The 26,890-nt window shown below is 53.6% G+C and carries 24 protein-coding genes, 1 tRNA gene and 1 pseudogene; 12 read left to right on the forward strand and 14 right to left on the reverse strand.

What is annotated here, in order from left to right; genetic code table 11:
- The first annotated feature begins 62 nt into the window (after nucleotides 1-62).
- A complete protein-coding gene (locus ACR0KN_RS15565; protein WP_480654827.1) occupies nucleotides 63-1,205 on the forward strand; it encodes a DUF3095 domain-containing protein in 1,143 nt (380 codons plus the stop codon).
- Here the strand turns inward: ACR0KN_RS15565 and ACR0KN_RS15570 are convergent.
- Entirely contained in the window at nucleotides 1,202-2,611 is a 1,410-nt protein-coding gene (locus ACR0KN_RS15570; RefSeq protein ID WP_480654829.1) for a pyridoxal phosphate-dependent decarboxylase family protein, read from the reverse strand. The two genes, ACR0KN_RS15565 and ACR0KN_RS15570, sit on opposite strands and share 4 nt — an antisense overlap.
- Nucleotides 2,612-2,760: 149 nt before the next feature.
- On the opposite strand from ACR0KN_RS15570, the gene hpaR reads away from it, so the two are divergent.
- The gene (gene hpaR, locus ACR0KN_RS15575) at nucleotides 2,761-3,195 is read left to right on the forward strand and encodes a homoprotocatechuate degradation operon regulator HpaR (RefSeq protein ID WP_170773808.1); all 435 of its coding nucleotides are present in this window, start codon (nucleotides 2,761-2,763) and stop codon (nucleotides 3,193-3,195) included.
- Between the two features lie 153 nt (nucleotides 3,196-3,348).
- Entirely contained in the window at nucleotides 3,349-4,245 is an 897-nt protein-coding gene (locus tag ACR0KN_RS15580) for a helix-turn-helix transcriptional regulator (RefSeq protein ID WP_480654831.1), read from the forward strand.
- An 8-nt stretch (nucleotides 4,246-4,253) separates the two neighbouring features.
- Here ACR0KN_RS15580 and ACR0KN_RS15585 read toward each other — a convergent pair whose 3' ends face one another.
- Entirely contained in the window at nucleotides 4,254-5,468 is a 1,215-nt protein-coding gene (locus ACR0KN_RS15585; protein WP_480654833.1) for a winged helix-turn-helix domain-containing protein, read from the reverse strand.
- A 6-nt stretch (nucleotides 5,469-5,474) separates the two neighbouring features.
- Nucleotides 5,475-6,500: a LacI family DNA-binding transcriptional regulator gene (locus tag ACR0KN_RS15590; RefSeq protein WP_480655006.1), complete on the reverse strand. Its 1,026-nt coding sequence runs from the start codon at nucleotides 6,498-6,500 to the stop codon at nucleotides 5,475-5,477.
- 115 nt (nucleotides 6,501-6,615) lie between these two features.
- On the opposite strand from ACR0KN_RS15590, the gene ACR0KN_RS15595 reads away from it, so the two are divergent.
- Nucleotides 6,616-6,692, forward strand: a tRNA-Arg gene (locus ACR0KN_RS15595).
- 556 nt (nucleotides 6,693-7,248) lie between these two features.
- Nucleotides 7,249-8,481: a guanitoxin biosynthesis MBL fold metallo-hydrolase GntH gene (gene gntH, locus ACR0KN_RS15600; RefSeq protein WP_480655008.1), complete on the forward strand. Its 1,233-nt coding sequence runs from the start codon at nucleotides 7,249-7,251 to the stop codon at nucleotides 8,479-8,481.
- Between the two features lie 669 nt (nucleotides 8,482-9,150).
- Here the strand turns inward: gntH and ACR0KN_RS15605 are convergent.
- The 6 genes from ACR0KN_RS15605 to ACR0KN_RS15630 form a co-directional block, all read right to left on the reverse strand.
- Nucleotides 9,151-10,161, reverse strand: coding sequence for a DUF2955 domain-containing protein (locus tag ACR0KN_RS15605; RefSeq protein ID WP_010443054.1), 1,011 nt, complete (start codon nucleotides 10,159-10,161; stop codon nucleotides 9,151-9,153).
- Nucleotides 10,151-11,215, reverse strand: coding sequence for an HlyD family secretion protein (locus ACR0KN_RS15610; RefSeq protein ID WP_480617747.1), 1,065 nt, complete (start codon nucleotides 11,213-11,215; stop codon nucleotides 10,151-10,153). Before ACR0KN_RS15610 ends, ACR0KN_RS15605 begins: the two co-directional genes overlap by 11 nt.
- Complete coding sequence (locus ACR0KN_RS15615; protein WP_480654836.1) at nucleotides 11,212-12,291, reverse strand: AI-2E family transporter; 1,080 nt, start codon at nucleotides 12,289-12,291, stop codon at nucleotides 11,212-11,214. Before ACR0KN_RS15615 ends, ACR0KN_RS15610 begins: the two co-directional genes overlap by 4 nt.
- A 179-nt stretch (nucleotides 12,292-12,470) precedes the next feature.
- Nucleotides 12,471-12,797 carry a potassium channel family protein gene (locus ACR0KN_RS15620; protein ID WP_170471240.1) on the reverse strand — a complete coding sequence of 109 codons (327 nt, stop codon included), beginning with the start codon at nucleotides 12,795-12,797 and terminating at the stop codon, nucleotides 12,471-12,473.
- 32 nt (nucleotides 12,798-12,829) lie between these two features.
- On the reverse strand, nucleotides 12,830-13,063 hold the full coding sequence (locus ACR0KN_RS15625) for a hypothetical protein (RefSeq protein WP_480654838.1): 234 nt from the start codon (nucleotides 13,061-13,063) through the stop codon (nucleotides 12,830-12,832).
- Complete coding sequence (locus tag ACR0KN_RS15630) at nucleotides 13,063-14,553, reverse strand: ArnT family glycosyltransferase (RefSeq protein WP_480654840.1); 1,491 nt, start codon at nucleotides 14,551-14,553, stop codon at nucleotides 13,063-13,065. Before ACR0KN_RS15630 ends, ACR0KN_RS15625 begins: the two co-directional genes overlap by 1 nt.
- Before the next feature lie 117 nt (nucleotides 14,554-14,670).
- On the opposite strand from ACR0KN_RS15630, the gene ACR0KN_RS15635 reads away from it, so the two are divergent.
- The 6 genes from ACR0KN_RS15635 (at nucleotide 14,671) to ACR0KN_RS15660 (ending at nucleotide 19,243) form a co-directional block, all read left to right on the forward strand.
- Nucleotides 14,671-15,432, forward strand: coding sequence for a glycosyltransferase family 2 protein (locus ACR0KN_RS15635; protein ID WP_480456035.1), 762 nt, complete (start codon nucleotides 14,671-14,673; stop codon nucleotides 15,430-15,432).
- Nucleotides 15,429-15,728, forward strand: a complete 300-nt coding sequence (locus tag ACR0KN_RS15640) for a lipid-A-disaccharide synthase N-terminal domain-containing protein (RefSeq protein ID WP_010443061.1) — start codon at nucleotides 15,429-15,431, stop codon at nucleotides 15,726-15,728. Before ACR0KN_RS15635 ends, ACR0KN_RS15640 begins: the two co-directional genes overlap by 4 nt.
- Nucleotides 15,729-15,898: 170 nt before the next feature.
- Complete coding sequence (locus tag ACR0KN_RS15645; RefSeq protein WP_480654843.1) at nucleotides 15,899-16,534, forward strand: GNAT family N-acetyltransferase; 636 nt, start codon at nucleotides 15,899-15,901, stop codon at nucleotides 16,532-16,534.
- Between the two features lie 78 nt (nucleotides 16,535-16,612).
- The gene (locus tag ACR0KN_RS15650) at nucleotides 16,613-18,382 is read left to right on the forward strand and encodes a tetratricopeptide repeat protein (RefSeq protein WP_480654845.1); all 1,770 of its coding nucleotides are present in this window, start codon (nucleotides 16,613-16,615) and stop codon (nucleotides 18,380-18,382) included.
- A gap of 92 nt (nucleotides 18,383-18,474) precedes the next feature.
- Nucleotides 18,475-18,738, forward strand: a complete 264-nt coding sequence (locus ACR0KN_RS15655) for a YjhX family toxin (RefSeq protein ID WP_170471250.1) — start codon at nucleotides 18,475-18,477, stop codon at nucleotides 18,736-18,738.
- 7 nt (nucleotides 18,739-18,745) lie between these two features.
- Nucleotides 18,746-19,243 (forward strand): GNAT family N-acetyltransferase, encoded by a 498-nt coding sequence (locus tag ACR0KN_RS15660; protein ID WP_480654847.1) that lies wholly within the window; start codon nucleotides 18,746-18,748, stop codon nucleotides 19,241-19,243.
- 164 nt (nucleotides 19,244-19,407) lie between these two features.
- Here the strand turns inward: ACR0KN_RS15660 and ACR0KN_RS15665 are convergent, their stop codons facing one another.
- The 5 genes and pseudogenes from ACR0KN_RS15665 to ACR0KN_RS15685 form a co-directional block, all read right to left on the reverse strand.
- On the reverse strand, nucleotides 19,408-20,328 hold the full coding sequence (locus tag ACR0KN_RS15665; protein WP_480654849.1) for a hypothetical protein: 921 nt from the start codon (nucleotides 20,326-20,328) through the stop codon (nucleotides 19,408-19,410).
- Nucleotides 20,329-20,465: 137 nt separating this feature from the next.
- Nucleotides 20,466-21,776: a gluzincin family metallopeptidase gene (locus ACR0KN_RS15670; protein ID WP_480654851.1), complete on the reverse strand. Its 1,311-nt coding sequence runs from the start codon at nucleotides 21,774-21,776 to the stop codon at nucleotides 20,466-20,468.
- 12 nt (nucleotides 21,777-21,788) lie between these two features.
- Nucleotides 21,789-23,105, reverse strand: a complete 1,317-nt coding sequence (locus ACR0KN_RS15675) for a TfuA-like protein (protein WP_480654853.1) — start codon at nucleotides 23,103-23,105, stop codon at nucleotides 21,789-21,791.
- Nucleotides 23,102-24,295: a YcaO-like family protein gene (locus ACR0KN_RS15680; protein WP_480654855.1), complete on the reverse strand. Its 1,194-nt coding sequence runs from the start codon at nucleotides 24,293-24,295 to the stop codon at nucleotides 23,102-23,104. The genes ACR0KN_RS15675 and ACR0KN_RS15680 overlap by 4 nt, the downstream gene beginning before the upstream one ends.
- 265 nt (nucleotides 24,296-24,560) lie before the next feature.
- Nucleotides 24,561-25,318, reverse strand: a pseudogene (locus tag ACR0KN_RS15685) (IS5 family transposase).
- Nucleotides 25,319-25,544: 226 nt separating this feature from the next.
- Here ACR0KN_RS15685 and ACR0KN_RS15690 point away from each other — a divergent pair.
- Nucleotides 25,545-26,852, forward strand: coding sequence for a nucleotide sugar dehydrogenase (locus tag ACR0KN_RS15690; RefSeq protein ID WP_480654857.1), 1,308 nt, complete (start codon nucleotides 25,545-25,547; stop codon nucleotides 26,850-26,852).
- Nucleotides 26,853-26,890 lie beyond the last annotated feature (38 nt).

Here is a 26,890-nt window from a genome sequence, read left to right on the forward strand (position 1 = left end):
GGGCAGACATCCTTCACATTTGGGCTATCTTGAAAGCAGTTTTGGGAATTTCAGAGAGTGTTATGCCCCCTTCCGACTCTTTATTTTATGACTCAGTCCCTATTTCAGACAGCTTCCTGCGACTGAGCGATCCGGTGCAGTTTACACCTTTGCCTGATACGTGGGTTTTGGGAGTCGCGGATATCGTGGACTCGACCGGAGAGATCGCGCGTGGCCGTTACAAAACCGTCAACATGGTTGGTGCTGCGGTTATTTCAGGCATGATCAACGCGCTGGGAGGTCGTGTATTTCCTTATGTCTTTGGCGGCGATGGGGCCGGCTTTGCAGTGCCGGGCGAAGATGCCAAGATCGCGCGCGAAACGTTGGCAGCTTTGCAGAGTTGGGCCGAAACAGAATTTGCCATCACGCTACGCGCAGGGCTGGTTTCGGTGGCTGACATCCGAGCAGCTGGGCGCGATCTGCGTGTTGCCCGCTATGCGCCCTCTACTGGTGTTGACTATGCGATGTTTACAGGCGGTGGATTGGCCTGGGCCGAGGCGCAGATGAAATCCGGGAACCTCACCATTCCACCGGCTGGACCTGACGCGCAGCCCGACCTGACGGGCCTGTCTTGCCGCTGGTCCAACAGTCCGGCCCGCCACGGTCGGATAGTATCTCTGGTAATTCAGCCAACATTAGAGTCTAGTGAGGCCGATTTCGCGGCTTTGAGCCAATCCGTTTTATCGATCGCCGAAGGGTTGGACCGGGCCGGTCATCCGGTTCCCCAAAAGGGACCGCCGATGAGCTTTCCTCCGCCAGGTATTGATATCGATGCCCATGTCTCACGCGCTGGGCGCAATCTGCTGGTTCAGAAGATACGGCTGATGATCGAAAATATGCTGATCGGGCTGTTGTTCAAAACTGGTTTAAGATTGGGGCAGTTCGAACCCAATCACTATAAAGAAATGGTCAGCCGCAACGCGGATTTTCGCAAATTTGATGACGGATTGAAGATGACATTGGATTGTGACCCATCCACGTTGGAGCAGATCACCCGGATGCTGGAAGACGCCCAGGCACGCGGTAAGATCCGATACGGCCTGCATTCTCAGCAAGAGGCGATGATGACCTGCTTTGTGCCCTCTGCAATGAGCGATGACCATGTGCACTTCGTTGACGGTGCCTCAGGCGGCTACGCGCAGGCCGCAGCTGTGATGCGGGCCTAAAGACTGCGCGCGATTTCTGTAATCACGTCATATGCCATCAATACATCGCTCTCGGTGGTTTCGAACTGCCCGGCCTGAAAGCGGATGACCAAATCACCGTCCACACGGGTCTGGGTCAGATAAATCCGCCCGTCATCATTAATCGCGTTCACCAGTCGCAAGTTCAGGTCGTCCAGGTCGGTGGCGCCCTGCGGCTCATATCGAAAGGTCCACAGCGACCACATTGGCGGTGTGACGATCCGAAAGTCCGGCTCAGCTGCCAGTTGATCATGCAGCGCGACCGACCAGTTGACATGATTGCGCAGCCGTTCACGCAGCCCCACTAGCCCGTAGGTTCGGATGACAAACCACAGCTTCAATGCCCTGAACCGACGGCCCAGTGGCACCGACCATTCCGAGTAGTTGATGATTCCGTCTTTCCCATGGGTTTTTAGGTACTCTGGGCTGATCGCTAACGTGCGGACCAAATCATCGGGGTTCTTCAAGAAATGTGCGCAGCAATCGAACTGGACACCTAGCCATTTATGCGGATTGAAGACGATGCTGTCAGCTTGTTCGATGCCCGGCCAGTATTTGCGATATTCGGGACAGATCATTGCAGAGCCGGCCCAGGCAGCGTCGACGTGCGAATAGAGCCCGTATTTACGCGCAATCTCAAGGCAGCGATCCACCGGATCAGTCGCCCCGGTTCCTGTTCCACCAACGCAAAGGATCACACCAGCCGGCTGTAAACCAGAGTCTAAATCGGACTGAATCGCTGCTTCAAGCGCGTTTGGATCGATCCCACGCCAATCACCTTGAACTGGGATGCGCACAAGATTGTCTTGTCCGATCCCCGAAACCCAAATGGCGCGGTCGATTGAGGTATGTACTTCGGACGAGCAATAAACACGCAGTGGCTTTTGGCCAAAAAGACCCTGGCTGTTTCCCTGCCAGTTCATTGCCTTTTCGCGCATGGTCAACACAGCCGCTAGCGTCGCCGAAGAGGCGGAATCCTGTATGACCCCGGCAAATCCTTCAGGCAGGTCCAGCGCCTCGCGCAGCCAATCCATCATCCGCGTTTCCATTTCGGTCGCGGCGGGAGAGGTCTGCCACAGCATACATTGCGGCGCGATGGCACTGGCCAGGAATTCAGCCAGCACCGACGGCGCCGACGCGTTCGAGTTGAAATAGGCGAAGAATCGGGGGTGCTGCCAATGGGTGATACCGGGCATCACGATCTGTTCAAAATCGCGAAAAATACTTTCGATTGCTTCACCATGCTCGGGCGGATGGGTGGGTAGGGCGTTCAGAATATCGCCAGGCTCAGTCCTTGCACGAACGGGCTTGTCGCCAACGGTCAGGTGATAATCTTGTGTCCAATCAGCGATTTTTTTGCCCCATACGGAAAATTCGTCCCAATTCATTGCGGTCTCCTTGCGGCTAATCTGATCTGCCTACTGAATAATCACTTCGACTCACTATTAATGAACAAGTTAATTAAAATCCAGCCCTGCAAGTTTGCTTGAACTTAGCAATCTATTGCGAAACAAAGGGAGTCGCGTCAAAATTAACCATGACGAATAGTTTGCCGTTGACGTCTCGATCACTGCCGATTGCCTTGTTGCGTGCGCGCGAAAGGGTGATGGGGCCGATACGTGGTGTTTTGGCTGACGCAGGGGTAACTGAACAACAATGGCGCGTTCTGCGCGTCTTGCAAGAAGAAGGTCCGCAAGAACCCACGCAGATCTCAGAACGCGCTTGTTTGTTGCTTCCCAGCCTGACTCGGATTCTGAAAAAGCTGGAAGATAAAAAGTTGATCAAACGGCAGGCCGTCGAAAAAGATCGTCGTCGCCAGATCGTCGAAATTACCAAAGAAGGAATGCAGATCATTCACGCCAACTTGCCGGAAATGTTGCGGTTGGCGGCACAAACGCGCGAATTGATGGGGGCTGAGCAACACGAAACACTGCTGAATCTTTTGAGCGAACTACACGAATTGAAAAGCTAATTACTCAAGCTGAATAGACTCTAAACAATGGTTGTTTGTTTGTTTTTGGGGCAGCAATTCCTGCATCGGTTCCTGAGCTTGTACAATATCGATTGCCCGCGTCGTTCTAGCGTCGTAGCTTGAGGGTCACTTGGAACAAACGGTCTGACAAAGATGGATGGGCCCAAGCCGCAAAAACCGGCACAGCCTAAAGAATTCGCCACGCAGGATTTGAGCGAGCGCGTTGGAGCGCGTGTGCGGAAGGCCAGGCAAATGCGCGGCATTCCGCGCCGGGTTTTGTCGGAAAGCTCGGGTGTTTCGCCCCGGTATCTGGCACAACTCGAAGCTGGTGAGGGCAATATCTCGATCGGAGTACTGCATCGGATTGCGCAGGCGCTGGATTACAAGGCCGAATGGCTGATCGGCGAAGAAGATCCCTGGGATTCGGATGATTTGCAGATGCTCGAACTGTTCCGGCAGGCCAGCGATGACGTCAAAGACAACGTCATGAGGGCACTGTGTCCCGATCCTGCTGAGAATGCTCGGGCACAGCGGGTTTGTCTTATCGGTTTACGTGGCGCCGGGAAATCAACGCTGGGTGCTCTACTTGGCGCTGCGCTTAAGCTGCCCTTTGTGGAACTGACGGCTCAGATCGAAGAAATGTCGGGGATGCCATTGGCTGAAGTCATGGCCTTCTACGGGCAAGAGGGATATCGCAACCTCGAAGCGCAAGCGTTGGACCGGGTCATTGCCGCCGATGATCGAATGGTTCTTGCTGTCGCTGGTGGCATCGTTTCAGAGCCTTCGACCTATACGACATTGCTGAGCCGGTTTCACACCGTCTGGCTTCGGGCCACACCCACCGAGCATATGGAAAGGGTGCGCGCGCAAGGCGACGAACGTCCCATGGCAGGAAATCCAAAAGCAATGGAGCAGCTCAAGTGCATACTCGCCAGTCGCGAGGCATTGTACGGGCGTGCGAACGCTCAGCTGGATACATCCGGGCGGACCGAGAATGAGTCGATCAGAGATCTGATGGAGCTTGCCGAAGAACATGGGTTCTTGAGGTGATACAGGCTCTATTTAGGGTCTTTCAGCCAGTTTTTAGCGAATTCTATGGTGTCTAGATCAGCGAATCGTCGAACCCGGTCAAGTTCTGCCTCCAGCCGTCGGGTTCTTGCATCGGACCAGCGGACGGATTGCTCGGGCCACATTGCCCGAACATGCAGATTGCCGTGATTACGGTGTGCCTTCATGTCGATACGGCCGATCATGCGGTTCCCCTCCATCAAGGGGAAGACGTAGTATCCGTAAATGCGCTTGGGCTCGGGAACGAACACTTCGATGCGATAATGAAACCCAAACAGGCGTTCCGCGCGTTTACGATCGCGCAGCATGGGATCAAAAGGACTAAGAACCCTGATCCGACCGGGCGCTTCTGGCAGCGCTGCCACCTGTTCGCATACTTCGGGCCGTGCAAAGACTTTGCGTTCATTTCCATCCGCACACTCTACGAATATTTCTGTGATTTTCCCCTTTGTCAGAGCCTGATCACACCACGCCTTTGCCTCGCTGGCGCTGACGGTATCCCAAAATGCCGCAAGCTCTCCTGACGTGGCAAAGCCCAGCCGGTCGAGTGCTGCGTTACAAAGCCAATCCACGGTTGCACCTACGTCGCACGCTATGCTGCCGGGGCAAAGTTGGGTATCGATAACCCGCTCGGTCAGATCATAGCGTTTCTGAAACCCCTCACGACCGATTACAGTCAGCGCCCCGGATCGCCAAAGGTATTCCAGCGCAGTTTTTGACGGATGCCAATCCCACCAACCGCCAGACCCCTTCTTTTCATCTTTGCCCACATCGGATGATCCCACGGGACCATGATCGCGGATGTGCTGAAGAACAGTTTCAAATCTCTGTTCAAAACCATCACGTCGCCAATTCTTCCAGCGGGCTTTCAGCATGTCGGCATCGCGAAGGAACCGCAGGTGCCAATGGCGATAGAAATCCATCGGAATAACGGCAGCGTCATGGGTCCAGTGTTCGAACAGCGCCCGATCACGCTCGTAAAGTCGCTTGAGGTTGCGCGGGCGATAGCTTGGTCGCCGCGCATACAGGATCATATCATGGGCGCGTGCGACTGTGTTGATGCTGTCGAGCTGCACAAAACCCAGGCGGTGGATCAATCGCAACAGATCCTCACCTTTAGAACCGCCTGCCGGTTGCTCCAGCAACGCGTGGCGATCCATGAACATTGTCCGCGCTTGGCGGTTGTTCAGGCGTTGCAGGGTCATGGGATTCTAGCGTCGTTTTAGCGTGTCACCAAAGCTGATCTTAGGGGTCAAGGTGACACGGGTATCAATCTCTGATTCTGGATCGGCCAGCTTTGCCGCGATGATTTCTGCGGCGGTACGCCCGATCTCGGTTCGGCAGGCATCCATCGTCGCCAGCTTACGCGGTAATCCTTGTAACAGCTCGACGTTGTTGAACCCGGCGAGGCCAATTTGACCTGGCACGTCTATCCCCTGATCCAGCAAATAAAGCAGCCCACCCGCGCCAATCATGTCGTTGGAATAATAAAGAAAATCCAACTCAGGCGAACGTTCCAGCATAGCTTGCGTCATCTCTCGGCCTTTGGCCAGCGCTGAACCGCCCGAGTAAAACTCGCGATCTTCGATCTCGATCCCGTGCTTGCCGAGCACTTCGGTAAAGCCTTCAAACCTTTTGCGGGCACGGTGATCCAACGGCATCTTGGTACCCATGAAACCGATATGCTCATATCCAGCCTTCAGGATCGCCTGTGCCATCTCGCGTCCGGCGCGGCGGTGTGAGATTCCTACCATGGCATCGACGGGCTTGCCATCAGTATCCATGATCTCGACCACCGGAATGCCTGCCGAATCCAGCATGGCGCGGGCGGCTTCAGTATGTTCCAGTCCGGCAATGATCACGCCCGAAGGCCGCCACGAGAGCATCTCGTACAGCACTTTTTCTTCCTTTTCAGGCAGATAGTCCGTGACACCGACCACCGGCTGCAGTTCAGTATCTTCCAGTACCTGATTGATGCCTGTCAGAACTTCGGGGAAAACCATGTTCGACAACGACGGGATTATCACTGCAACCAGATTTACGCGGCTTGATGCCAAGGCACCGGCGATCTTGTTGGGCACATATCCCAGTTCCTTCGCAGCAGCCAGAACGCGGGTACGGGTGGCGTCCGATACATCTCCGCGATTGCGTAGCACCCGGCTGACGGTCATCTCCGACACTCCGGACGCTTCTGAGACATCACGAAGGGTAAGCGGGCGTTTTGTTTCTATTGTCACCGGGGATACCTGCATTGTTTGTTTCCCCGATGGTAGCGTGAACAGGGCGATCTGTTCAACTGTTGTGCAAAGCCGATGACAATCCGAATAAACCCGGTTACAGAAAGCGAAACGCGGCCCCGTGGCTCAACTGGATAGAGCAGCCCCCTCCTAAGGGGCAGGTTGCAGGTTCGAATCCTGCCGGGGTCGCCATAAGATTCAGAAATAATCAGTAAATTTTGTTAATCACGAAGTAGAAGCGGTTTGTGCAATGCGTCAGGATTTAGCGCGATGCCCATTATACTTGGCGATACACGATTGAAATTTGAACTAAGATCAAAAACTTGAACAAAACTTGCACAGAAAACGCGATTTTGTTCGGGCGACTGTGAAGATTGTAAATGTTTCGGATTTACCAGCCAGTCTCCCGCTTTGTCTCCAACCAAAGATTTCCAATGGTGCCCAAAATAATTGAGTTATGCACGGTGGAGCGATCAGGGTAAGGACTCTAACTGTCCTAAACGGCACACAAGAAATCGAACGCTTTAGCTTCCTGAGGCCTGAATTCATAGCTCACTCAAATTGATTGATTGAACTTAGAAAGTGATTGCCGTTTAGCTTTCGGTTTCTCAGTGAAACGGGTTTTTTGTGACAAGACTTGCCAGCTGCATTCAATAATTGCGATCCTTTAGTATGACGAATCTTAGCAGATGTATTTTTGCCAGGTTCTTATAGGGGGAGATTGTCGATGGCTTTTTTGAAACCTTTCATGCGTGCAATAGCGCTCAGTTTTGGTATTTTTGTTGCTTTCGCAAACACCGGGATTGCGGAAAACCAAACCCCAACCGAATGGTCTAGGACCGAACCTTTCCCCAACCAAACGGTTTATTATCCTGGCACTGAAGCACTTGGTCCAGACGAAATGCGAGTTATCGCGTGCGGAACCGGCATGCCCCAACCACGTCTAAAACAAGCTGCCGCGTGTTTCCTAGTTGAGCTAGGGAATGGTGAGAAATTCATATTTGATATGGGTGAGGGATCTTACGAGCGGATCATGGCGCTTGGAATTCCATTGGATCAGCTCGACAAGGTTTTCCTGGGCCATCTACACCTCGATCATGCCGGCGATTTTCCTGCCTTTTACTTTACTGGCCCTGTGAACAATCGCCTTACGCCTGTACGTCTTTGGGGACCCGAGGGGATTAAACCTGAATGGGGAACCAAATCATGGGCAAATCACATGAAGCAGATGTGGGCGTGGGAAGAAGCGACACGAGGTGCAGCCGTCGATCCAAGAGGGCTCCAGCTTGAGGTCAACGAATTCGACTGGAAAGCAGTAAACAACGTTATTTTTGACGAAAACGGGGTTCAGGTTAGAACACTTCCGGCAATTCATGGTGAACAGGCCGTGAGTTTCTTGCTCGAATGGAATGGCCTGAAGTTTGCTTTTTCTTCCGATACGCTTCCGACTCGTTGGTGGCGCGAACACGCTGCTGGGGCTGATCTTGCCATTCACGAATGCTTCACGCCGCCTGAGTTCATGATTGAGAAATACGGATTTGCACCTTCGGAAGCCATTTTCGTGGGCTCACAGGGGCACACTTCCGCGCAGGCATTCGGGAAGATAATGTCCGAGACGGAACCGCGGTTGGCGGTTTGCTATCATTTCCAAAACGATCATGACATCGCACTGGCTGTCTATTCGGCAATTCGGGAAACCTATGATGGTCCCTTGGACCTGGCTGCCGACTTCATGACGTGGAACGTGACGAAAGACGAAATTCGCACGCGCCAGGGCGTACCGAATGAAGAGTCCTTTCCAGCACCCGTTCAAATGGCCAAGCAACCGCCAGATTCTGCTGCTGAGTTTCCTTTCTCGGAATTCGATCTTGAGAGTATGGACCTAGGCGCTGCGGAAGCGACGAATGAAATGATCGAAGCTTTCAACGCGCGTTCGGGGAACAACGAAGTAGGCGCTTACACTAGTCTCCCATTCAAGTAATGTGACAATTGCGGTTTTTGGCCAGTTTCGACTTAGGCCGCATACTGTTCTCTTCGCGTCGACGGCAGCTAGGACAAATGCGCTAGCGGTCAGGCAACTTTGGTAACGAACTGAGCAATGGAGTTCTCGAGCTCAAAAAACCTTGGGGTTCGCCATCGTACGTAATAGGCGCAAATCTGCGCACGAACGAACGTGCGTTGCACAAGACCTTATCGCTCCACACGTCGAGCTGACGAGCTTTCAAATAACAGTTTCTGGATTGAACAAATGGCGAACAAAGGGGTGCAAATGGCGAATTCAAATGCCCAAAACAATAGAAAATTTGCACAAAACCCGCACAACAGCACAGCTGATTTCCATTAAAAAATTGAAAAATAACAATAAACCATGCTGACCTGTTCCCCTCCTAAGGGGCAGGTTGCAGGTTCGAATCCTGCCGGGGTCGCCAGACTATTCATACAAATACTGCGCTTTCTATCTCCTAGATGCTTCCTGTACCCCGAATTGTGACACACATCGAAGAACCGGTTTAGCTTCCGCGACGACCTATGAGTACTTAAGTCACCGCAAACAGACCGACCTGAACGGATTTCAGGCCAAATGAACAGAGCAGAAGGTTTAAGTTGGTGACGCCACTGGTTTTAGATCAAAGCACTTTTGCAACACACTCTATTGAGCTGCACGGCGCTCTTGTTCTGGCCAAAACTCATCGACCACGACATATGCGATGATCACGAAAATGGCCGCGCTGGCGACCTGCAATACTCTTGTGATGCTCTTGACGTCAGCCTCATCGGAAAACGGAGCGATCGAACCACCGTAAACGATCAGAACCGTTGTTAATGCCGAACCTGCAGCAGCGGCGAGCGGGACCTGCGATTTGCCAAGCGCTCCGAGTGTCAGGCAAATGAAAAAACCCAACAAAATTGGGGTAAGAATAACCGGAGCTATTACGTTTATTTCATAGCAGATGATTGAAACCGCCGCCCCGAGGAGATTAGCCGTCAGCATGGCTTTGGCCACCGTTTTGCCCATCGACGGCATGGCTGCAAGTTGTTGGCTAAGAAGTGCGACAAAGAATAGGACCAACAGGGCCGAAGCGCCGGACACAAAAAACGCCATCGCGAACGGAACCGTGACAAGCGACATTCTGGCGATCCGGCGGTGCGGGTCAAAGTCAGGCGAAGTATTGGTCTTTTTCTGAGCCGCTGTGGGGGGGGCAGCGGGTATCAACACGAACATCAGCGTTGATATGAAACCTGCAAATAGCAGGTTCAAAGGTATCCAAAATACAAGCACCAATGCCAGATCCTGTGATTGCAGAACAAGGTTTGGGATCATCAACGCACCCATGAGGGCTATGACACCAGGCAGGACGCCTGCACCTGAAACGGACCACATGAAAGACAGGATGATCCCAATGGCAACTAGAATCAGAAACACCACGGGATATGGGGCGAAGACTGACGACAGCAGGAATGAAATGAACATCAGCCCGATCGAGAAAACAAAGAGCTTTGCAAATGCTGCCAAGGGCAAAGCAGCGGGTGCCTGAAGAAACAGCGCGGTGAAGACCGCTCCTACCACCGCAAGTGGCCACCCCAGAAATAAGCCCAAGGAGAATACCCCGGTGACGCCGAGTGCCAGGCGTACAACCGAATTTCGATCCTCAGTACGCATAGGACAGGATTGATACCAAACGGATATAGGTCCGACCTACTACGTTCAGCAGAGAGTTTTCGCTCAGATACATGATAACGTCGGCCTGCCCATTAAGCTGGAAGCGCAAGTCGTCTTCGGCATTCCCGGCTTCGTAGCCAGGCAATACGATCCGGACTGGAAAGCGTTCAGGCTCTCGAAGAAATCCTTTGGTGCTGGGCGGGCTGGCCAACTGGCCGGGCTCATCCCCACCGCTCAGGGAGACTGCTGCGCTGAAGCTCTCGATCACGCCTGGAACAATCTGGCCTGGATGCATGTCCAGTACCACATCGACAGGTGATCCTACCGAAGCCCGACCAAGGTTGTTTTCGGTAAAATACGCTTCGATCCAAACGTCTGTTGCATCCAGAAACGTCAATAGGTCCTGACCAGATCGCGCATATGTTCCGGGTGCGATCAACAAATTGGATATGACACCTGTCGCTGGAGCACGCAGTTCTGTCCACTCGAGATTAAGCTCTGCATCCGCCAAGGCAGCCAATGCGCGCTGGATTTTCGGGTTGTTAATTCCGTCGTCGCCCAATCGCTGTTTGGCTTTTTCCAGATCCGCTTTGGCGTTTTCAAAATTTGCCTCGGATTCTGCCAGTTGCCCACGCGCGTCATCGGCCTTTGAAATCGCAATCAACCCTTTCTTTTCAAGCGCAAAAACACGCTCGGTCTGAATGCGCATCGTGTCGAGGTCGCTTTGTGCCCTTGCCAGCTTGGCTTGTGCAGCGCTCACCTCTGCCGAGGATGCACCCACTTCCTGCGTGGCTGATTCAAGATCAGCCTCGGCCTTGTCGCGATCAATTTCGTAAGGCCTTGGGTCAATTCGAACCAGAACATCACCGGCTGATACGACCTGGCCGTTTTCGACAAGAACTTCGGTGACTGTACCGGTGACCTGTGGAACGATCTGTGTCGCAATTGCTTTTACTCGGGCATTCCCGGTAAATGGCGTTTTTCGGTCAGCAACGAGATACCAGACCAGAAATACAATTATGACAGCCAGAGTTGTCCAAATTGTCTTTCTCATTTTGCGTCTCCGTTTGCCGCGCTTTCGGCTTCGGGGCTGGCATCGATCCAGACTTTGAACAATTCATAGAAAACAGCAAAAAGAACTGGCCCCATGAATATGCCGATCAAGCCATAGGCCATCATGCCACCAAGAACACCGATGAGGATCACCAGCATGGGAGTCTCAAGGCCTTTTGAGATGAACACAGGTCTCAGGAAGCTGTCCATAATGGTTACTGGTATGGCTAAAATGGTAAAGATCAGGGCAGCCCCTCCGGACATGGAACTCCAGGCGTAGATGATCACCGGTAAGAGAACCAAGCCGGGCCCGATTTGGATAATCGAGAGTATCAGGCAAACGAACGCCAAGGTGGCGGCCGAAGATATCCCGAACAGCACCAGCAATATCCAAACGACGACTGCCTGAATGGCCGCGACGCCAATCACGCCTTTGGTTACATTGCGGATCGTTGCACCCGCCAGTGTAATGAATTCGCCGCCGCGCGGCGCAAACACACGATTGGCAAAGCGCTGAAGGCCCTGAACCAGACTTGGTCCTGGGCTGAACAAGGCTCCCATAATCAGTACAGACAGCGCCAGTCCAAGAAGCCCGATCCCGATCCCCAGTACTTTTCCAAATAGAGACTTTGTAATCTCAAGGATTTGCGCACCATATTTGGCGAGCGCTCCATCCAGATTCCGCTCAAACAATCCCCAGACCTCGGCAATTTTGCCTCCGACCAACGGTAGTTCTTTAAGGCCTTCGGGTGCCGGTGGGATCTTTAATTCGCCTTTGTCCGCTTGTTGCGCAAATTCAGACCCAAGTTCTGCAGCGCCAGAAACAGCTGTTGCGACGGGTCCCAAGGTCAAAACCAAGCCCGCCAGAACGAGAATTGTCGCGGCAATCTTCTTCCGCCCGCCCAACTTGGATTGCAGCCAATCAAAAACCGGATAGAGCGCGACGCAGAGTATCGTTGCCCAGATAACCACGCTTGCAAGCGGGGCCACCATGACCAGGGCGCTGTAGAGGAATAATCCGAGAAAAAGCAATCGTATTGCCAAATCGACAATCTTTGCGTCCTGGGTCTTTTCCATTCTATCCCTCCACTATTTGTTATCTGAACATTACACTCAAAAAACTCGATATGTATATTTTTAAACTGCCAAGGATCTTACAGCAGCCTGAATACACAGGCGTATCCGGATTAAGGCTTTAGCTGTTCTGGCAATAAAGCGATCGCACATGACTTTTTGTGGGTCGAACCTTACGAGGTTTATTTTTCTGATTTCTCATCGTTCTGGGACAAAATGGTATCCGCCACAGTGGTTGCCGTGGTCACAAATATACCCAAGCCGACGATGATGTAGATCATCGTAAAGATCTTCCCCGCCGCGGTTTCCGGAGAAAAGTCACCAAATCCCACAGTCGAAATCGTCACGACAGAAAAATAGATGGAATCGAGCCAGCTCCAGCCTTCGACATAATGATAAAACACCGATGCCCAAAGGATCATACCGGCCGTAAACGCCAAAAGTCCCTTTACTCTGCCGTCCTTGAAGGCGACACCGATCCCTCGCGATATTCTGGTTAGTGCATTCATTGCGATCTCACTTTCGAATAATTGCATTTGTATCAGAATTGAGGATTTTCGGAAGAAACAAAGCCGATGAACATGCCGCTAATTTCACGGAATGTTCCATAACTGCCAAAACCAAACAGGGTTTTAAGGTCGTCACCGCTCTGGCGATGATGCTCATTTGGAATAAACACCTTACCGATCTTAGGGATGGGAAACACTTCCATTCCGAAGAACTTTGCCCGCATGCAACCGAACAGAGATTGTTTGCGAGTGAATGGGCTTGTCATCAATCAAGGTGCAAACCGCGTGCAGTCCAATAGACAAAATCTGTGCCTTCAACAGATTGCCGATCCAATCCAAAAAGCTCATCTGAGAACTGGTTAAGTTCTTGGGCTCGGCAAACCCCTCTCAAAGGACCGGAAGTATAGCCAAATCTTTTGAGGTAGCCCGGTAAATCAGAGTGCCTCATATACACGAACCGTCGGTCGGGTGACGCGTACACTGAGGCGGCACCCAAGGGCAATCGGTGTCTGTTTTTGAAACCGCATACAACAAGTGTTTCATCTGGCTGATGGGTTGATTGCAACGGCGAAAGCAGATCCTGAAGGTCTATACCGAACTGTTCTGCGGTGTTGGGATGACTATAATCAACCGTACGTTTGATCGGACCCTGCTCGGAAAAACACAACACCGCCAGCAGTAAGGCCCGCACCCAAAGCCGTTTTGAGATCAGCAAGATGCCCCCAGCTGCGCCCACCATCAACATCGGCAATATCAACAAAGTATAGCGATCATAGACCTTTCCCGATGCCATCCACATTGCCAGGAAAAAGAACACTGCGATCCCGGCAGGGGCAAGCAGCCGTGGTCGGCCGAGTGCGAAGGGCAGGGCGCAAAGGCCTAAGAAACCCGCAAACCTTAAGACTGGTGCATTACCCAGGATGATTTCTGACAGCTTCTTTAGACTTCGATCTGACACGGTGGGCGCAAACCGGTGTAGCATTTCATCCCGCACACTGCCCTGAAACTCGGCACCAAAACCAAAGCGCAGGTACTGGAACAACGGCCATAGAAATGCCAGCAGTAAACAGGCCGCCATGGTCCACTGGAAGGTTTTGTTTCTTAGAATCTCGCTTACGGGTCGATCCTGCCAGCGCCGGGTTAGAGCAAGTGTCAGGAGTGCCAGAGCCAAAAATGCGAGTGGGGTCGGACTTTTCTGCAATCCAGCCAGAAACACAGTGACCCCGAACCATGGCCACAGCTTTGGACGCTCGAACGCGGCAAGCATGGTGGCCACCCCCAAGGTGGAAAAAAGCATTGCCCCGCTATCCAGCATGGCCGATGTCGCATGTCCCCAGAAGTTTTTTGAACTGGACACAAGCAACACCGCAGGCAACATCAGCCAAGGTTGATCGGGAACCATAATTCGGGCGAGCAAAGCCGTTGCGATCAGCGACCCAAGCGCAAACAGCATCGAGGGCAGATGCAGGGCCAGCATGTGCGACATTCCCTGCTCGATCAATGCCGCTGTCATCCAATATTGAAGGGGTGGTTTTTTTAGGCTGGGCTCATTCTGAGAATATACTGCAAGCCAGTCATTGTTGCGGATGAAACCCAGGCTGCGGTCATAAGTAAAAAATTCATCAATCTTTGACAGGCCATCTTGCCCCAACCCGGACATGTACCAGCACCACAACAATGCGATGGTGATGCCTGTTATTGCATAAGGTAGCCATTTGTGGGTCTGCAAATGTTCGATGTCCGAATTTTGGACCACTCTGGTTATCCTCTGACTTGTTGTAATATGATGTGTTTTGGACTAGGCGAGTACTTGAATTTCGGGGTCTGATCAATCACAAACCCCGGTGACTGTATCCAAGAAGCTTTGATTGCGATGTCGACCGAATCTAAGGAAAATGCTGATAATCGACCCACAGTTTCGATTGTGATTCCCATGCATAACGAGCAAGGGGCCGCTGCTGGATTGATTCAGGGGATCTGCGACGCCGCTTCTGATCTTCCTGCGTTCGAGATCATCGCGGTCGATGATGGTTCGACCGATGGTACCTTTGCGGCGCTGCAGGAGATGCAGAAAGAATGCCCGCAGTTGCGCATCCTACGGCATAAAACGGCAGGTGGGCAAAGTGCCGCTGTCCATTCTGGCGTCAAGGCCGCGCGCGCCGATATCTGTTGCACTCTGGATGGCGATGGACAGAACCCGCCAGAAGAACTGCCCAAGATCTGGGCGCCGCTGGTATCTGGCGATGATGCGCAGGTCGGTCTTGTGGCGGGGCAACGGGTCGGTCGGAAAGATACCGCATCAAAAAAGCTCGCCTCGCGATTTGCGAATGCCTTGAGGGGCTGGATGCTGAAAGACGGTACCCGCGATACGGGTTGCGGTTTCAAGGCGTTCAGAACGCAGGCGTTCGTCGATCTTCCGTTTTTCAACCATATGCATCGATACCTGCCAGCGCTGTTCAAAGCCTACGGATGGAATGTTGCACTGGTTGATGTGGCGCATCAGCAGCGCATGACCGGTGAGTCAAAATACACCAATTTCGGGCGGGCCATGGTCGGCATTTGGGATTTGTTCGGTGTTGTCTGGCTGACCCGCCGCGCCAAATCTGTTTCAGCAACCGAGGCAAACCGGTCGTGAAAGAAACCATTCTGGAAATCCTGCACGTCGACAGCCCGACCGAGGCCCTTTGGGTATTCATTGGCCTGGCTGGTCAATTGATGTTCAGCGCTCGTTTCATCGTTCAGTGGATTACATCAGAACGCGCAAAGAAATCGGTCATACCGATGGCCTTCTGGTACCTTTCGATTGGCGGCGGGCTGATACTTCTCAGCTATGCGATCTATCGCCGTGATCCAGTGTTTATTCTGGGCCAGTCGATGGGTTTGTCGATCTACCTACGCAACATCTTCCTGATCCGGGCCGAGAAGCGCTGATTAGGTCTTCGCTCGCACTATTCAAACATTCTTCGGACTTGACTGGTTGCCCCGTTCAGCGGGTCGCAGCCGACGTCAGGCTTGTGTGAATAACCCTTTCTTGTTTCTGGGATATTTGTGCTAGTATCGCACGCATAGATTTTTTCATTTTGTTTCAGGAGTCGTTTCCTTTGCCCGATACCTCACACCGGCAGTTCAAGCTGCGCCCTCTGGAAAAGGCTGATCTTGAGATCGTGGCCCGCTGGTTTCAGGATGTTCAAGACCTAGCTCTGTTCGACAGAACCACGCGAATTCCGCAAAATCTGACGCAAACCGAACACTTTTGGGAAGGCGCTGTTGGCATTTCTAGCAGAGAGGAAAAATGTTGGTTTGTGATTGAAAATGATGATCGAGATGCGGTCGGCGTGGTTGGTCTCGAATCGATTTCACCCTTCAATCGGGATGCGGTTGTTCCGGTTTTTGTAGAAAAGTCATTGCGGCGCCGGGGCGTGGCGGTGCGAGCTGTTGCATTGATGTTAGATTTTGCCTTTCAGCAATTAGGACTTAACCGGATAACTTCTTATTATCGGGCCGACAATCACGGCAGCCGCGATCTGATCAGTCGATTGGGTTGCCAGATCGAAGGCACGATGCGGCAGGCTTGGTTCGCGGACGGGCAGTTTCACGACATGGTGGTCGTCGGTATGTTGCAACAGGACTGGGCTGAGCGTCGGAACGTGTTGGCACAGGAACTGGGCCGGGAAACGGTGGTCAGTTTTGGGGCAACAGGCATGTCTTGGCCGCCTGAATGCGGTTCTGTTATTTGAAATGATGCGAATTTTGCTTGGTATATTGTTAAAACGCTCTTGTCGGATTCGACGAGACCACGCAGTTGAGTGCACCCAGTGAATACGACCGGTTCGGACACATCAATCAGACAAAAGCTCGGGGCGGTGCTGTTTGCCGATGTTGTCGGCTATTCCCGCCTGATGAGTGAGAACGAGATGGATACGTATAACGCGTTGAAATCTCTTTTGTTCCAGCTCGAAGAGACTTGCTCGAAATATCAGGGCAAAATCATTGAAGTGCGCGGCGACGGTATTCTTGCATTGTTTGATACGGCCACCAGCGCGGTTGAATTCAGCATCGAACTGCATCGAATTGCGGCCGAGCATAATCTGACGCGGCCGGACGGCCAGCACATCAAATTCCGTGCGGGCGTTCATTTGGGCGAGGTTTTGATGGATGAACGTGGCATCCACGGCGACAACGTCAACATCGCCGCCCGCCTGCAAGAGATTGCCGAGCCCGAGCGGGTTTATGTTAGTGCGGCCGTTTATGAGCAGATCCGCAACCGGCTGCGTTATGGCTATGAATTCCTTGGCCCCAAACAGCTCAAGAACATCATGTCTCCGGTCGCGACATACTGTGTTCGAACCGAGGTCGAAGGAGCGACAATGGCCGCCACCTTGCGTCCTGAGATGCAGTTGGAGGTGCTCGAACGGCCCGATATCCCCTCGGTTGCGGTATTGCCGTTTGCCAGTCAGGGTGGTGAGGAAGATGATAACTGGGTCGCCGAAGGGCTAACCGATGACATCATCATGAACCTGTCCAAGTTCCGGAACCTGTTCATCATCGCCCGAAACTCGTCCTTCTTCTTCAAAACCCAGTCAATGTCGCCTCAAGAAGCTGCCCGGCGCCTAAACGTGCGCTACATCGCGCGCGGCAGCGTGCGCCGATCATCCAGCAGAATCCGGATCACGGCCGAGCTGATTGACGCCAACACCGAGCGCACCATCTGGGGCGAGCGGTTTGACCGCAAGCTCGACGATATATTCGATATTCTGGATGAAGTGACTGAATGCATTGTTGCAGCCACCGCAGTGATGATCGAGTCGCATGAAAAACAGCGCATGGTACAGGCGATCCCGTCAGACTTGCAGGCCTATGGGTCTGTCCTTCAGGGGCAGCATCATATCTTCAAGTACACACGCAACGATAACCGCAAGGCGCAGCATTGCTATGAATCCGCTCTTGAGCGTGACGGCGGCTATGCGCGGGCTGCAGCAGCCCTGTCGCGTACGTTGAACATTGATTGGCGCTATTCGTGGACTGAAGACCCAAACAGCGCACTCGACAAGGCACTATCGTTGGCCCAACGCGCCGTGGAACTCGACCCGACCGATGCACGCGGGTTTGGAGAGCTGGGTTATGTACAGCTTTATCGAAAAGAGTTCGATTCCGCGATCGAATCCTACAAGCGCGCCCTGCAGCTGAACCCCAATGACGCGGATATGCACTCGGACTACGCAGACGCACTGGCCCATTGGGGAGATAACGATACTGCGATCAAGCATCTGCAACAGGCAATGCGTCTGAACCCGTATTTCCCTGATCAATACCTTTGGCATCTGGGCGGAGCCTATTACAACCTCAAGCGCTACGACGATGTGATCGCGTGCGTGAACAAGATGAACAACCCGACCGAGGGGCAGCGGGTGCTGGCCGCCAGCTATGCGCATAAAGGCGAATTGGACATGGCCCGCCAGATCGCTGACAAACATCGCGCGGCGCATCCAAATTTCTCACTCTCGCGTTGGGCCAAGGTTCAACCAGACCGTCTGTCCGACGATACGCAGCATTTTGTCGAAGGTTTGAAAAAGGCTGGATTCTGAGTGGCAACAACGGATGCGTCCTGCGCCGCCGCCTTTCATCCGGCGCGGTGTCCGATGCAACGACGCACAATTAGAAGTTTCCGCAGGTAACCATGAATATATCAATAACTGAACAACGCGTCCTGCGCATGTTGGCTCAAGGCGGAACAATCCGCCACGAACGCAATCCCAATGGAAAAATAGTGCATGTCGTGTGCAATACAATTGACAGATCCCTGCTATCCGACTGCACACTCGACATCATTGGTAAGCTGCGCCGTAAGCGCTTGACCGTGTCGCGAAACTCCGGCTCTAACAGCATAACGGCTATCGGTCGCCGCTCTGTTGGGCGACAGCTAAACAACAGAACAGCATGATGATGTTATGATAATACGTAACGAAACAGGCGCTGACATTGCGATCATTCAGGCTGTCACCGAGGCAGCGTTTGCTACAGCAGAGCACAGTTCAGGCACGGAAGCTGCTATAGTCGATGGCCTGCGCGAAGCTTCCGCTCTCACCTTGTCCTTGGTCGCTGAGGAAGATGGGGAGCTGTTAGGCCACGCTGCATTTTCCCCGGTCCTGATTAATGGCAAAGACATGAATTGGTATGGCCTGGGTCCAGTATCCGTCCGTCCTGACCACCAGGGCAAAGGAATTGGTGGCGCTCTTATCCAAGATGGGCTGGGGAAGCTCCGCGCTCTGGATGCAAATGGATGCGTTGTTATGGGGCACCCGGATTATTATCCGCGTTTCGGGTTTGTACGAGATGACAGACTTCGATTTGAAGGCGTGCCGCCCGAGTATTTCATGCAGCAAGTCTTAAAAGGAAAGCAACCTGACGGCGCGGTAACTTACCATCCCGCGTTTTTCATTGAGTAATAAGTCTCGAAGCTTCGCCCCATGCAGAAATAGGGCGGTGCGACAAAGCCTGGATTGGGTTCAATGCTGATATAAAGTTGCTGCAGCCCACACACCTGCACGTATGTGGCCAGCAACACTTGTCATATCAGGCTTAACCCAACCGCGCTTTGCTTAATCAGGCCCTATTCCCCGCGGGCCTTTGCACCGCTGACTTTGGCACCTGAAACTTTAGCACCCGAAACTTTGGCCCCGCTGACCTTGGCGCCTGAAACCTTGGCCCCGCTCACCTTGGCTCCCGATACCTTGGCTCCGGCCATCATCGGCGCGTCGTATTCGAAATAGACGTCCAGCAGCACTTCTTCGACCTGACCGGCAGCAATATCCATGCGGATGGTGTAATCGGCCTGATCATAGTTCCAGACACGGATGTCGTTCGCCATCTGGTAATCCGCCGCCGCGACACCGGACCTGGACGGATCCAGCGGAGCACGCGCGGCCTGTTGTGTCGTATCTGCACCTCCGGCAGTTTCCATGCTGAACCCATAGGGCAGGTTGCCACCTGTGGCACTGTCGCCTTCGCCATGGACCAGAAAGATTGTCGGTTCCGGCATCTCGTAATATGTGCCGTCATATGCGAAGCCATAAATCCGGGCCAGCCGGGCATCGCCTCCGAACTGGTCCCCGATGAAGTTGTTGACGCCACGACCCCTTCTGCGGTCATCTTGTTCAACATATAACTGCCTGTTGTGGTGATCTGCGGCCTGCAGCCAGAATGTATGTTTGAATTGCCGCCCCCGACGAATGTAAACCAGAGAATCGTGTGAAACCTTCTTGCGTCTGGTCAGGTCCAGATTAAAGGTACTTCCTCCGGCAGATACAACTTTGTAGATACCCGAGTCTGTGTTTGGCGTCGTTCCGACCTGAAGCATTACCCGGTCGTTTTCTCTGACCGGTACACCGTCTATTCTGGTAAATCCTGTCGGAATGCTGGCGACATCTGGCGACTCAAGCGCCAACCGGACCGATTTCTGTTTAAGTTTTAGATCACTTAACTCTCGCCCAAACAATAATACCTCGGAAAAACTGAGTAACGACTCAGACATATCACTTTCTCCCTATCGGGGGCTGACGGAGCTTTCTGCCACGTCCGTCCCTGTTTGCGCATTGGTCTGCGCTTCGTTTGTCGAATTATCACCCCGTGCCCGTAACCTGACATAAAACCGAGGTAAAAACAAAGACTTTAAGGTTCTTTTGGCTCGGGCGCTAGTGTTCGGACCGATGCTGCATGGCTCGACCCATCCGGCTTAGTCAGACGCGGGCCAGGGCGTGTCAATCCGATGTCGCGCATGCGGAAATTGCCTTCGATGATCTGGCGGAATGCCCCTCCTGTGATCTCTTGGTCAACAACAACCAACGCGCGCTCAACCCCGAAGTAGCTCAACATATCAGCATCCAGCATGTCCAAAGCGTCGGCAAGATAGGTTCCCAGCAAATCCCGCGCTTCTATCAGCGCCACGCGGAATCCTTCCGGTTCAGCGGCGTAATGCTCGTCGAATAAATCCTGCATGATCGCGTTGTATTCGTCAGAGCCTTCCAGCTCATCCGAAAGCTCCTCCATCTCGGGGTCGATCACATCATGTGCAACCAGCCGCTCGTGGTAGATATCGACCAGAATGTCGAACATCGCCCCGGTCAGCGGTTCCGACAGCGCGTGTTCACTGGACCAGCCATGTGAGAACTCGGACAGAGTCCGGTCATTAGCGGCGATGCGGATCTGCGAGTTTTGGGACAGCTCTGCAAATCGGCTGAGCCGGTTATAGGTATACAGGTTCCCGCGCGTGTTCTTCAGCAGTTCATCTACGACTGAACCGAAATGCAGTGATGCAAGCAGTGCCACCATATCTGCTGCTGATTCATGAAATCCATAATACTCGCCAGTTGCGTCCTCTTCTGACGGCATGCCGATGACGCTGTAGATGATGGCATGGCCGATCTCATGCGCTACGACGTCAAAATTAAGGCTATAGGGGCGGTATTCCTCGCCATGTTCTCGAGTGCCGCCGGTCTCCAGAAATCCCCAGCCGATATGCGCGTTATCAAGGCTGGGCAGCAGGGAAAGTTCCAACCGTTCAAAATCACGCTCGAAATGCCAGGGGATAGGGCGGCCGAAATAGCCCTCCCACACATCCATCGTAAAATGTGCTGCGCCAAACAGATGGGCAGCTTCAAAGGCCGGATCGTCGGGATCGATATGGATAAAATTTCCGAACTCGTCGGGTTCAGGGGGCGGCAGGATATAGCCATCCCAGGCGGGCAGATACATCTCGGGCCCTTCTTCGCCCTCAATCATCGCGCCATAGGGGATCGTCTTGTCGACCGGGTACATCGCATACATTCGCGGCCCCGAGGGGCCGGGTCCGATCGTACCCTGCGGGGCAGAGATCTCGACCAGTTCAGGTTTCGAATTCGGCTCTAAGAAGGGCGATTGCGGATAAAGCAAGAACCGTGTGCCCGGAGTTTCGTTGTCCGAGTAGTCGGGCCAGATCGTCATTGTCCCCTCCCGTTATTGTCCCGGTTCACCTTCGGTGTGGCAAAACATGTATTCAGCTTCAATCAGATCAAGAAACGCCTCGCGCCCGTCAAGACCAAGCGCGATTGCATGGGATTCAAGATCATCTGGCACCGCCTGGTCAAGCCGCGTTTCAAAATACCAGAGCAGCGATTGCATTCTGTTTGCAGAACCATTCACCCGATCCAGCCCCGCCATCCGGCTGGCCTTGCGTCGCGCCCGATCTCTCAGCGCGCCATAGCGACCATCGTGGCGCAGTTGGGCTAGCAGGGCAACGTCGAGCTCATCCGCGCGCGCTGTGATGGCCGTATCTTTGTAGGAACAGTCCGCCAGCAACGCCTCGTATTGAGCAAGCGTCAGATCGTTGTCCTGCAACCATTCCATCAGATCGGAGTGGCGGGGCAGGCGGGCCGCGCGACGGTGTAAAGTCATCTGTTTTCGCAGGGTATCCCGATCGGGCAGGTGATTTATCCGATATGCTTCGTCGCGCGCCAATAGGTGCAGCGCGGCGCGGTCGCGTAGTTGGACATAAAGGGCGGGGTCCAGCCGCAGCTCATCCACCAGTGCCTGCGCATCCGGGTCATGCGGAGCGGTCTCGGAATCCACACGAGTCTGCAGTTCACGCCAGACCAGAGTTCGTTCGACGCGTGTCGATTCCGGCGCGTCGGAACCTGCTTCCAGGTACCGCGCCATCTGCGCCAGCATCTCGCGTGCATCGTCGCCTTTGGCATCCACCTGCCCGCCGGGCAACCAGTTCCGAAACGTCGCCGAGTCTGTGTCGGTCTTTGCAGCCGAAATCACCTTGTCCCAAACCCGGTCGCGATAGTGCAGTGCCTTGGCTGCACCCAGCAATATCTGTGCCTCATCCTCCGACACCACTTCGGCCTTCACCGCTGCGGACAGCGTGGCCCGGATCGAGACCATAGGCTCACTCAACGGTATGAAGCCAAGCTCGGCGGGGCCGTGCAGCACCGCGACCTCATCGTCATCTGCAATGGCGCCGCTCAGGTAATCCTCGAACACCCGTCCGACGCCGATCATCCCGAAATCAGCCAGTTCCGCCGCCCGCAAAGCACCCATGCTGGCGCTGCCGAATACGGGAATGCCCTGTTCCAGCGCCCACAGGATTTCCTTGTGCCAGACCGAAGGCACCCCGTCGAAATACCCGTCGATAATGCCAATTGCTTGCGGCCTGTCGCGCACCGCACGATACACATCGCCCTGCTGAACTGGGGGCAGGATGGTGGCATCCAGTTGTTCCTGCACGGCCTCGGGTCGCAGCGTGGGTCCAACAAAAACAACGACGGTCATGCCGACACCGCTCGCGCCCGCGGACCGGCGATGAAGTCAGGATCGTCATGCGGGGCTTCCAGCCCCGGAATGACCGCGCGGACGACCGCGATGTCGATCTCGGGTCGGGACAGATCAACCGTTACCACTTGGCCGATCCCGGCCTCAGACAACCGGGACAGAATCAGATCGAGATCCTCCGTGAAAGACCCTGTTACATGCGAGGGGCAATCCGGAAAACGCTCTGTCGGCTTTGCGCCTTCGATCAGCTCGCGTACATACCGTCCACGCCACAGGCGCGCCTCGTCGATAAACTCCTCAGGGTCCAGATCGTCTCGCGCGCCTGAAATATAGGTGAGCCGTGTCTGCGCCGCCTCGGTCAGCGCGCGTAGCAGCGCTATGGCGCGGTCGGGGTGACAGCCATCCCCGATCCCGATATGGCCGTTTGCCTCTCCGGTCTCGCAGATTACACAGCGAAAACTGGCGATGCCGATATCCGAGGTCGTGTCCCAGATCCCCAGTTCTAGCCCTGCCTCTGTGATCAGGCCCATTGCCTGACGGCAGCGCGGATCATCGACTGTATCAGGATCGATGCGGGGTGTTGGACCCCGATGATGCCACAGCGTCGTCGCATCGCGCTCGATCAGTTCGCAGATCGCGTGGCAGCTAGCCTCAGCGGCATCGTTGCCCGATGCCAGACCATTTGTCGTACGCGGAAACGCGCGCTGTCCGTTGGCCATAGAGGTCGTGTAATCCGTATCCACCATCTCATAGGGCACCCAGCAAGCAGCATCCGCGTTCAGGTCCTGCCCCTGCACCCACAGCATCGCGCCGTGAGGGTCAAACTGCCCTCCGGTCACGCGAGGCAGGCGGTCCACATCAACCACGTTTTCCTGCGCCAGACCGGTGTGGCTGCACAGCCGCAGCGGCAGCTCGATCCGTTCCGCATGCCACGACTCGATCGCCTCCATCACCCCCGAGGCCTGCGCCGCACTCAGCGACAATCCCTTGCCCAGCGACACCGCAACCGAGCGCGAATTCGGCCGCGTCACCATCACGGTCGGCAACCCGATTCGATCCAGTCCGGTCAAATTTGCGATCCGTGTGATGCCCATCTCTTTGAGAAACGGTTTGACGATGGCAAGGGTCTCTTCCGGATCGCGCAGCCGGTGGGTATCCAGAACATAGGTCTTCTGCGATTCTCCGAGCATTCAAATGACCTTGGTAAATATTTGATTAACCAACCAAACCCGCCAAGCGGATCAAGTCGGAGTCAGGATGCGGGATGATAGCGAATGGGTCAACACCACTGCCTGAGCGAACCGGCGATGCATGGCCCACATCGCGCGACTAGATGGAGCGCCTCAATAGCTCTACCGGTAAAGCAGATTCTTCATAATCGAAGGTCGGGAATTCGAGACCCCTCAAGGCGCCATATTTGCCAGTTAGATACTTCTAGGCTCCAGACTCATTGATTTACAACCAGAATAGCACGGTAGCTTCTAGAGCGATGGCAGGGAGGGAGACCTTTGGGCATCGGTCTTAGCGCGTAGCAACCCGGCGCCAGTCTTTCAAACGTCCAAACGTAATCTCGATTCAGTTGCGACGTTTGTAGCGACGCTTGTCGTACCGGACAGGTTTATCGCGTGATTCGCGGCTCGGGATACAGGGTCTTATTCTCCTTTCATTAAGGGCCTCGCGGAACCTGTCGGCGTCATAGCTGCGGTCACCCAGCAGCCAGTCAGCCGAAGGCAGACTGTTCACCAGAGCCCTGGCGACCGTGAAATCGCTAACCTGCCCAGCGGATATGAAGAAGCGGATAGGGCGTCCGAGGCTGTCAGTAACGGCCTGCAGTTTTGTATTCATGCCACCCTTGGTGCGCCTTATCAGCCTGCCGCGCCCCCCATTTTTAGCCGCAGGTTGGAAGCCATGCGGTGTGCTTTGAGGTAAGTCGCGTCAATCATGATGGTCTTATGATCGCTTCCCTCCGCAGAAAGCCCAGTCATGATGCGAGCGAACACACCCAAATCGCTCCATCGTTTCCTGCGATTGTACAGTGTCTTTGGTGGCCCATATTCGCGCGGCGCATCGGACCAACGTAACCCATTGCGATTTATGAAGATAATTCCACTCAGAACGCGTCGATCATCAACCCTCGGCTTACCATGGCTCTTTGGAAAGTAAGGCTGAAGCCGCGCCATCTGCTCGTCACTCAACCAGAATAGATTGCTCATGTTATACCCCTGAAACTCACGGGTATGAATCGCGCAGGTGGGATGACCATCACCAATTTAATGAGTCCAGAACCTAGACAAGCTCAGTAACAGTTTTTTGTTTGCCATCCTTGTGCAAATATATAAAAGCCGACCTAAAGAGCCCGCCGGGAAAATTCTCTTGGTCTGAAATAACTTTTAAAAAAATGGTCTGTATGATTCAATGAACGCTTCTTCTTCACAAAAAATGTGTTTGGATAATCTACTCAAGAAATTATCGGACAAAACTGCCGTAATCGGTATTGTCGGACTAGGATATGTCGGCCAACCTCTGATGCTTCGGTACTCAGAAATCGGATACAAAGTTCTGGGCTTTGATCTTGATGAAGAGCGTGTTCGCCAGTTGAATAGCGGACATAGCTCCATTGAACACATCGAAGATGCACGTATTGGACAAGCGTGCGAGAATGGCTTTGAAGCGACAACCGATTTCTTACGGATTGCAGAAGCCGACGGAATAATGCTCTGCGTACCGACTCCGCTGAACAAGTATCGCGAGCCCGACATGAGCTTTGTCACGAGTACTTGCGATCAGATCGCTCCGTACTTGCGTGAAGGGCAGGTCGTAGCATTGGAAAGCACCACCTATCCAGGCACAACTAAGGAAGAAGTTCTGCCACGTCTGGAACGCAATGGCTTAAAGGCCGGTGAGACAATTTTTGCTGTCTACTCTCCAGAACGCGAAGACCCGGCCAACGCAGATTTTACTACCCATACTATTCCGAAGGTCGTTGGAGGTCACACCGAAGCTTGTCTTGAAGCAGGTCTTGCTCTGTATGATCACGCGATTGACAGTCTTGTTCCAGTAAGTTCGACTGAGACCGCCGAAATGACGAAGCTTCTAGAGAATATCCACCGCGCGGTGAACATTGGTCTTGTAAACGAGATGAAGATCGTAGCCGATCGAATGGGAATTGATATCTTTGAGGTGATCAAAGCAGCGGCAACAAAACCGTTTGGGTTTACACCCTACTATCCTGGCCCTGGCCTCGGTGGGCACTGTATCCCGATTGACCCTTTTTATCTAACCTGGAAGGCCCGTGAATACGGTGTAAATACGCGTTTCATCGAATTGGCCGGTGAAATCAACACCGCAATGCCGGACTATGTCTTTGGCAAGCTCGCCTCGGCTTTGAACGAGCGTTCCAAATCGGTTCGCGGAAGTAAAATCATGGTTCTGGGGATCGCCTACAAGAAAAATGTAGATGATATGCGTGAAAGCCCATCCGTTGCGCTGATGGAGAAAGTTCGGGACCGAGGTGGTGTCCTAAGTTATTCCGATCCACATGTTCCGGTTTTCCCGAATATGAGGGAACACCAGTTCGACTTGTCGTCTGAAGCGCTGACGCCCGAAGTGCTGGCCGCGCAAGATGCGATCATTCTCGCGACCAATCATGATAAGTTTGACTATGAAATGATCACCAAGCACGCCCAGCTCATCATCGACACAAGAGGTGTATATGATACTGGTGCGAAAAATGTCGTAAGAGCCTAGCAGGGTGACTTTGCGCGCGCATGTAATTGCGTCTGACG

The organism is Ruegeria sp. AP7, assembly GCF_056539905.1.

Coding starts and splice junctions, on each gene's coding strand:
- ACR0KN_RS15565 (WP_480654827.1), top strand. CDS start 63: ATGCCCCCTTCCGACTCTTTATTTTATGACTCAGTCCCTATTTCAGAC.
- ACR0KN_RS15570 (WP_480654829.1), bottom strand. CDS start 2,611: ATGAATTGGGACGAATTTTCCGTATGGGGCAAAAAAATCGCTGATTGG.
- hpaR (WP_170773808.1), top strand. CDS start 2,761: ATGACGAATAGTTTGCCGTTGACGTCTCGATCACTGCCGATTGCCTTG.
- ACR0KN_RS15580 (WP_480654831.1), top strand. CDS start 3,349: ATGGATGGGCCCAAGCCGCAAAAACCGGCACAGCCTAAAGAATTCGCC.
- ACR0KN_RS15585 (WP_480654833.1), bottom strand. CDS start 5,468: ATGACCCTGCAACGCCTGAACAACCGCCAAGCGCGGACAATGTTCATG.
- gntH (WP_480655008.1), top strand. CDS start 7,249: ATGCGTGCAATAGCGCTCAGTTTTGGTATTTTTGTTGCTTTCGCAAAC.
- ACR0KN_RS15605 (WP_010443054.1), bottom strand. CDS start 10,161: ATGCGTACTGAGGATCGAAATTCGGTTGTACGCCTGGCACTCGGCGTC.
- ACR0KN_RS15610 (WP_480617747.1), bottom strand. CDS start 11,215: ATGAGAAAGACAATTTGGACAACTCTGGCTGTCATAATTGTATTTCTG.
- ACR0KN_RS15615 (WP_480654836.1), bottom strand. CDS start 12,291: ATGGAAAAGACCCAGGACGCAAAGATTGTCGATTTGGCAATACGATTG.
- ACR0KN_RS15620 (WP_170471240.1), bottom strand. CDS start 12,797: ATGAATGCACTAACCAGAATATCGCGAGGGATCGGTGTCGCCTTCAAG.
- ACR0KN_RS15625 (WP_480654838.1), bottom strand. CDS start 13,063: ATGACAAGCCCATTCACTCGCAAACAATCTCTGTTCGGTTGCATGCGG.
- ACR0KN_RS15635 (WP_480456035.1), top strand. CDS start 14,671: ATGTCGACCGAATCTAAGGAAAATGCTGATAATCGACCCACAGTTTCG.
- ACR0KN_RS15655 (WP_170471250.1), top strand. CDS start 18,475: ATGAATATATCAATAACTGAACAACGCGTCCTGCGCATGTTGGCTCAA.
- ACR0KN_RS15660 (WP_480654847.1), top strand. CDS start 18,746: ATGATAATACGTAACGAAACAGGCGCTGACATTGCGATCATTCAGGCT.
- ACR0KN_RS15665 (WP_480654849.1), bottom strand. CDS start 20,328: ATGTCTGAGTCGTTACTCAGTTTTTCCGAGGTATTATTGTTTGGGCGA.
- ACR0KN_RS15670 (WP_480654851.1), bottom strand. CDS start 21,776: ATGACGATCTGGCCCGACTACTCGGACAACGAAACTCCGGGCACACGG.
- ACR0KN_RS15675 (WP_480654853.1), bottom strand. CDS start 23,105: ATGACCGTCGTTGTTTTTGTTGGACCCACGCTGCGACCCGAGGCCGTG.
- ACR0KN_RS15680 (WP_480654855.1), bottom strand. CDS start 24,295: ATGCTCGGAGAATCGCAGAAGACCTATGTTCTGGATACCCACCGGCTG.
- ACR0KN_RS15690 (WP_480654857.1), top strand. CDS start 25,545: ATGTGTTTGGATAATCTACTCAAGAAATTATCGGACAAAACTGCCGTA.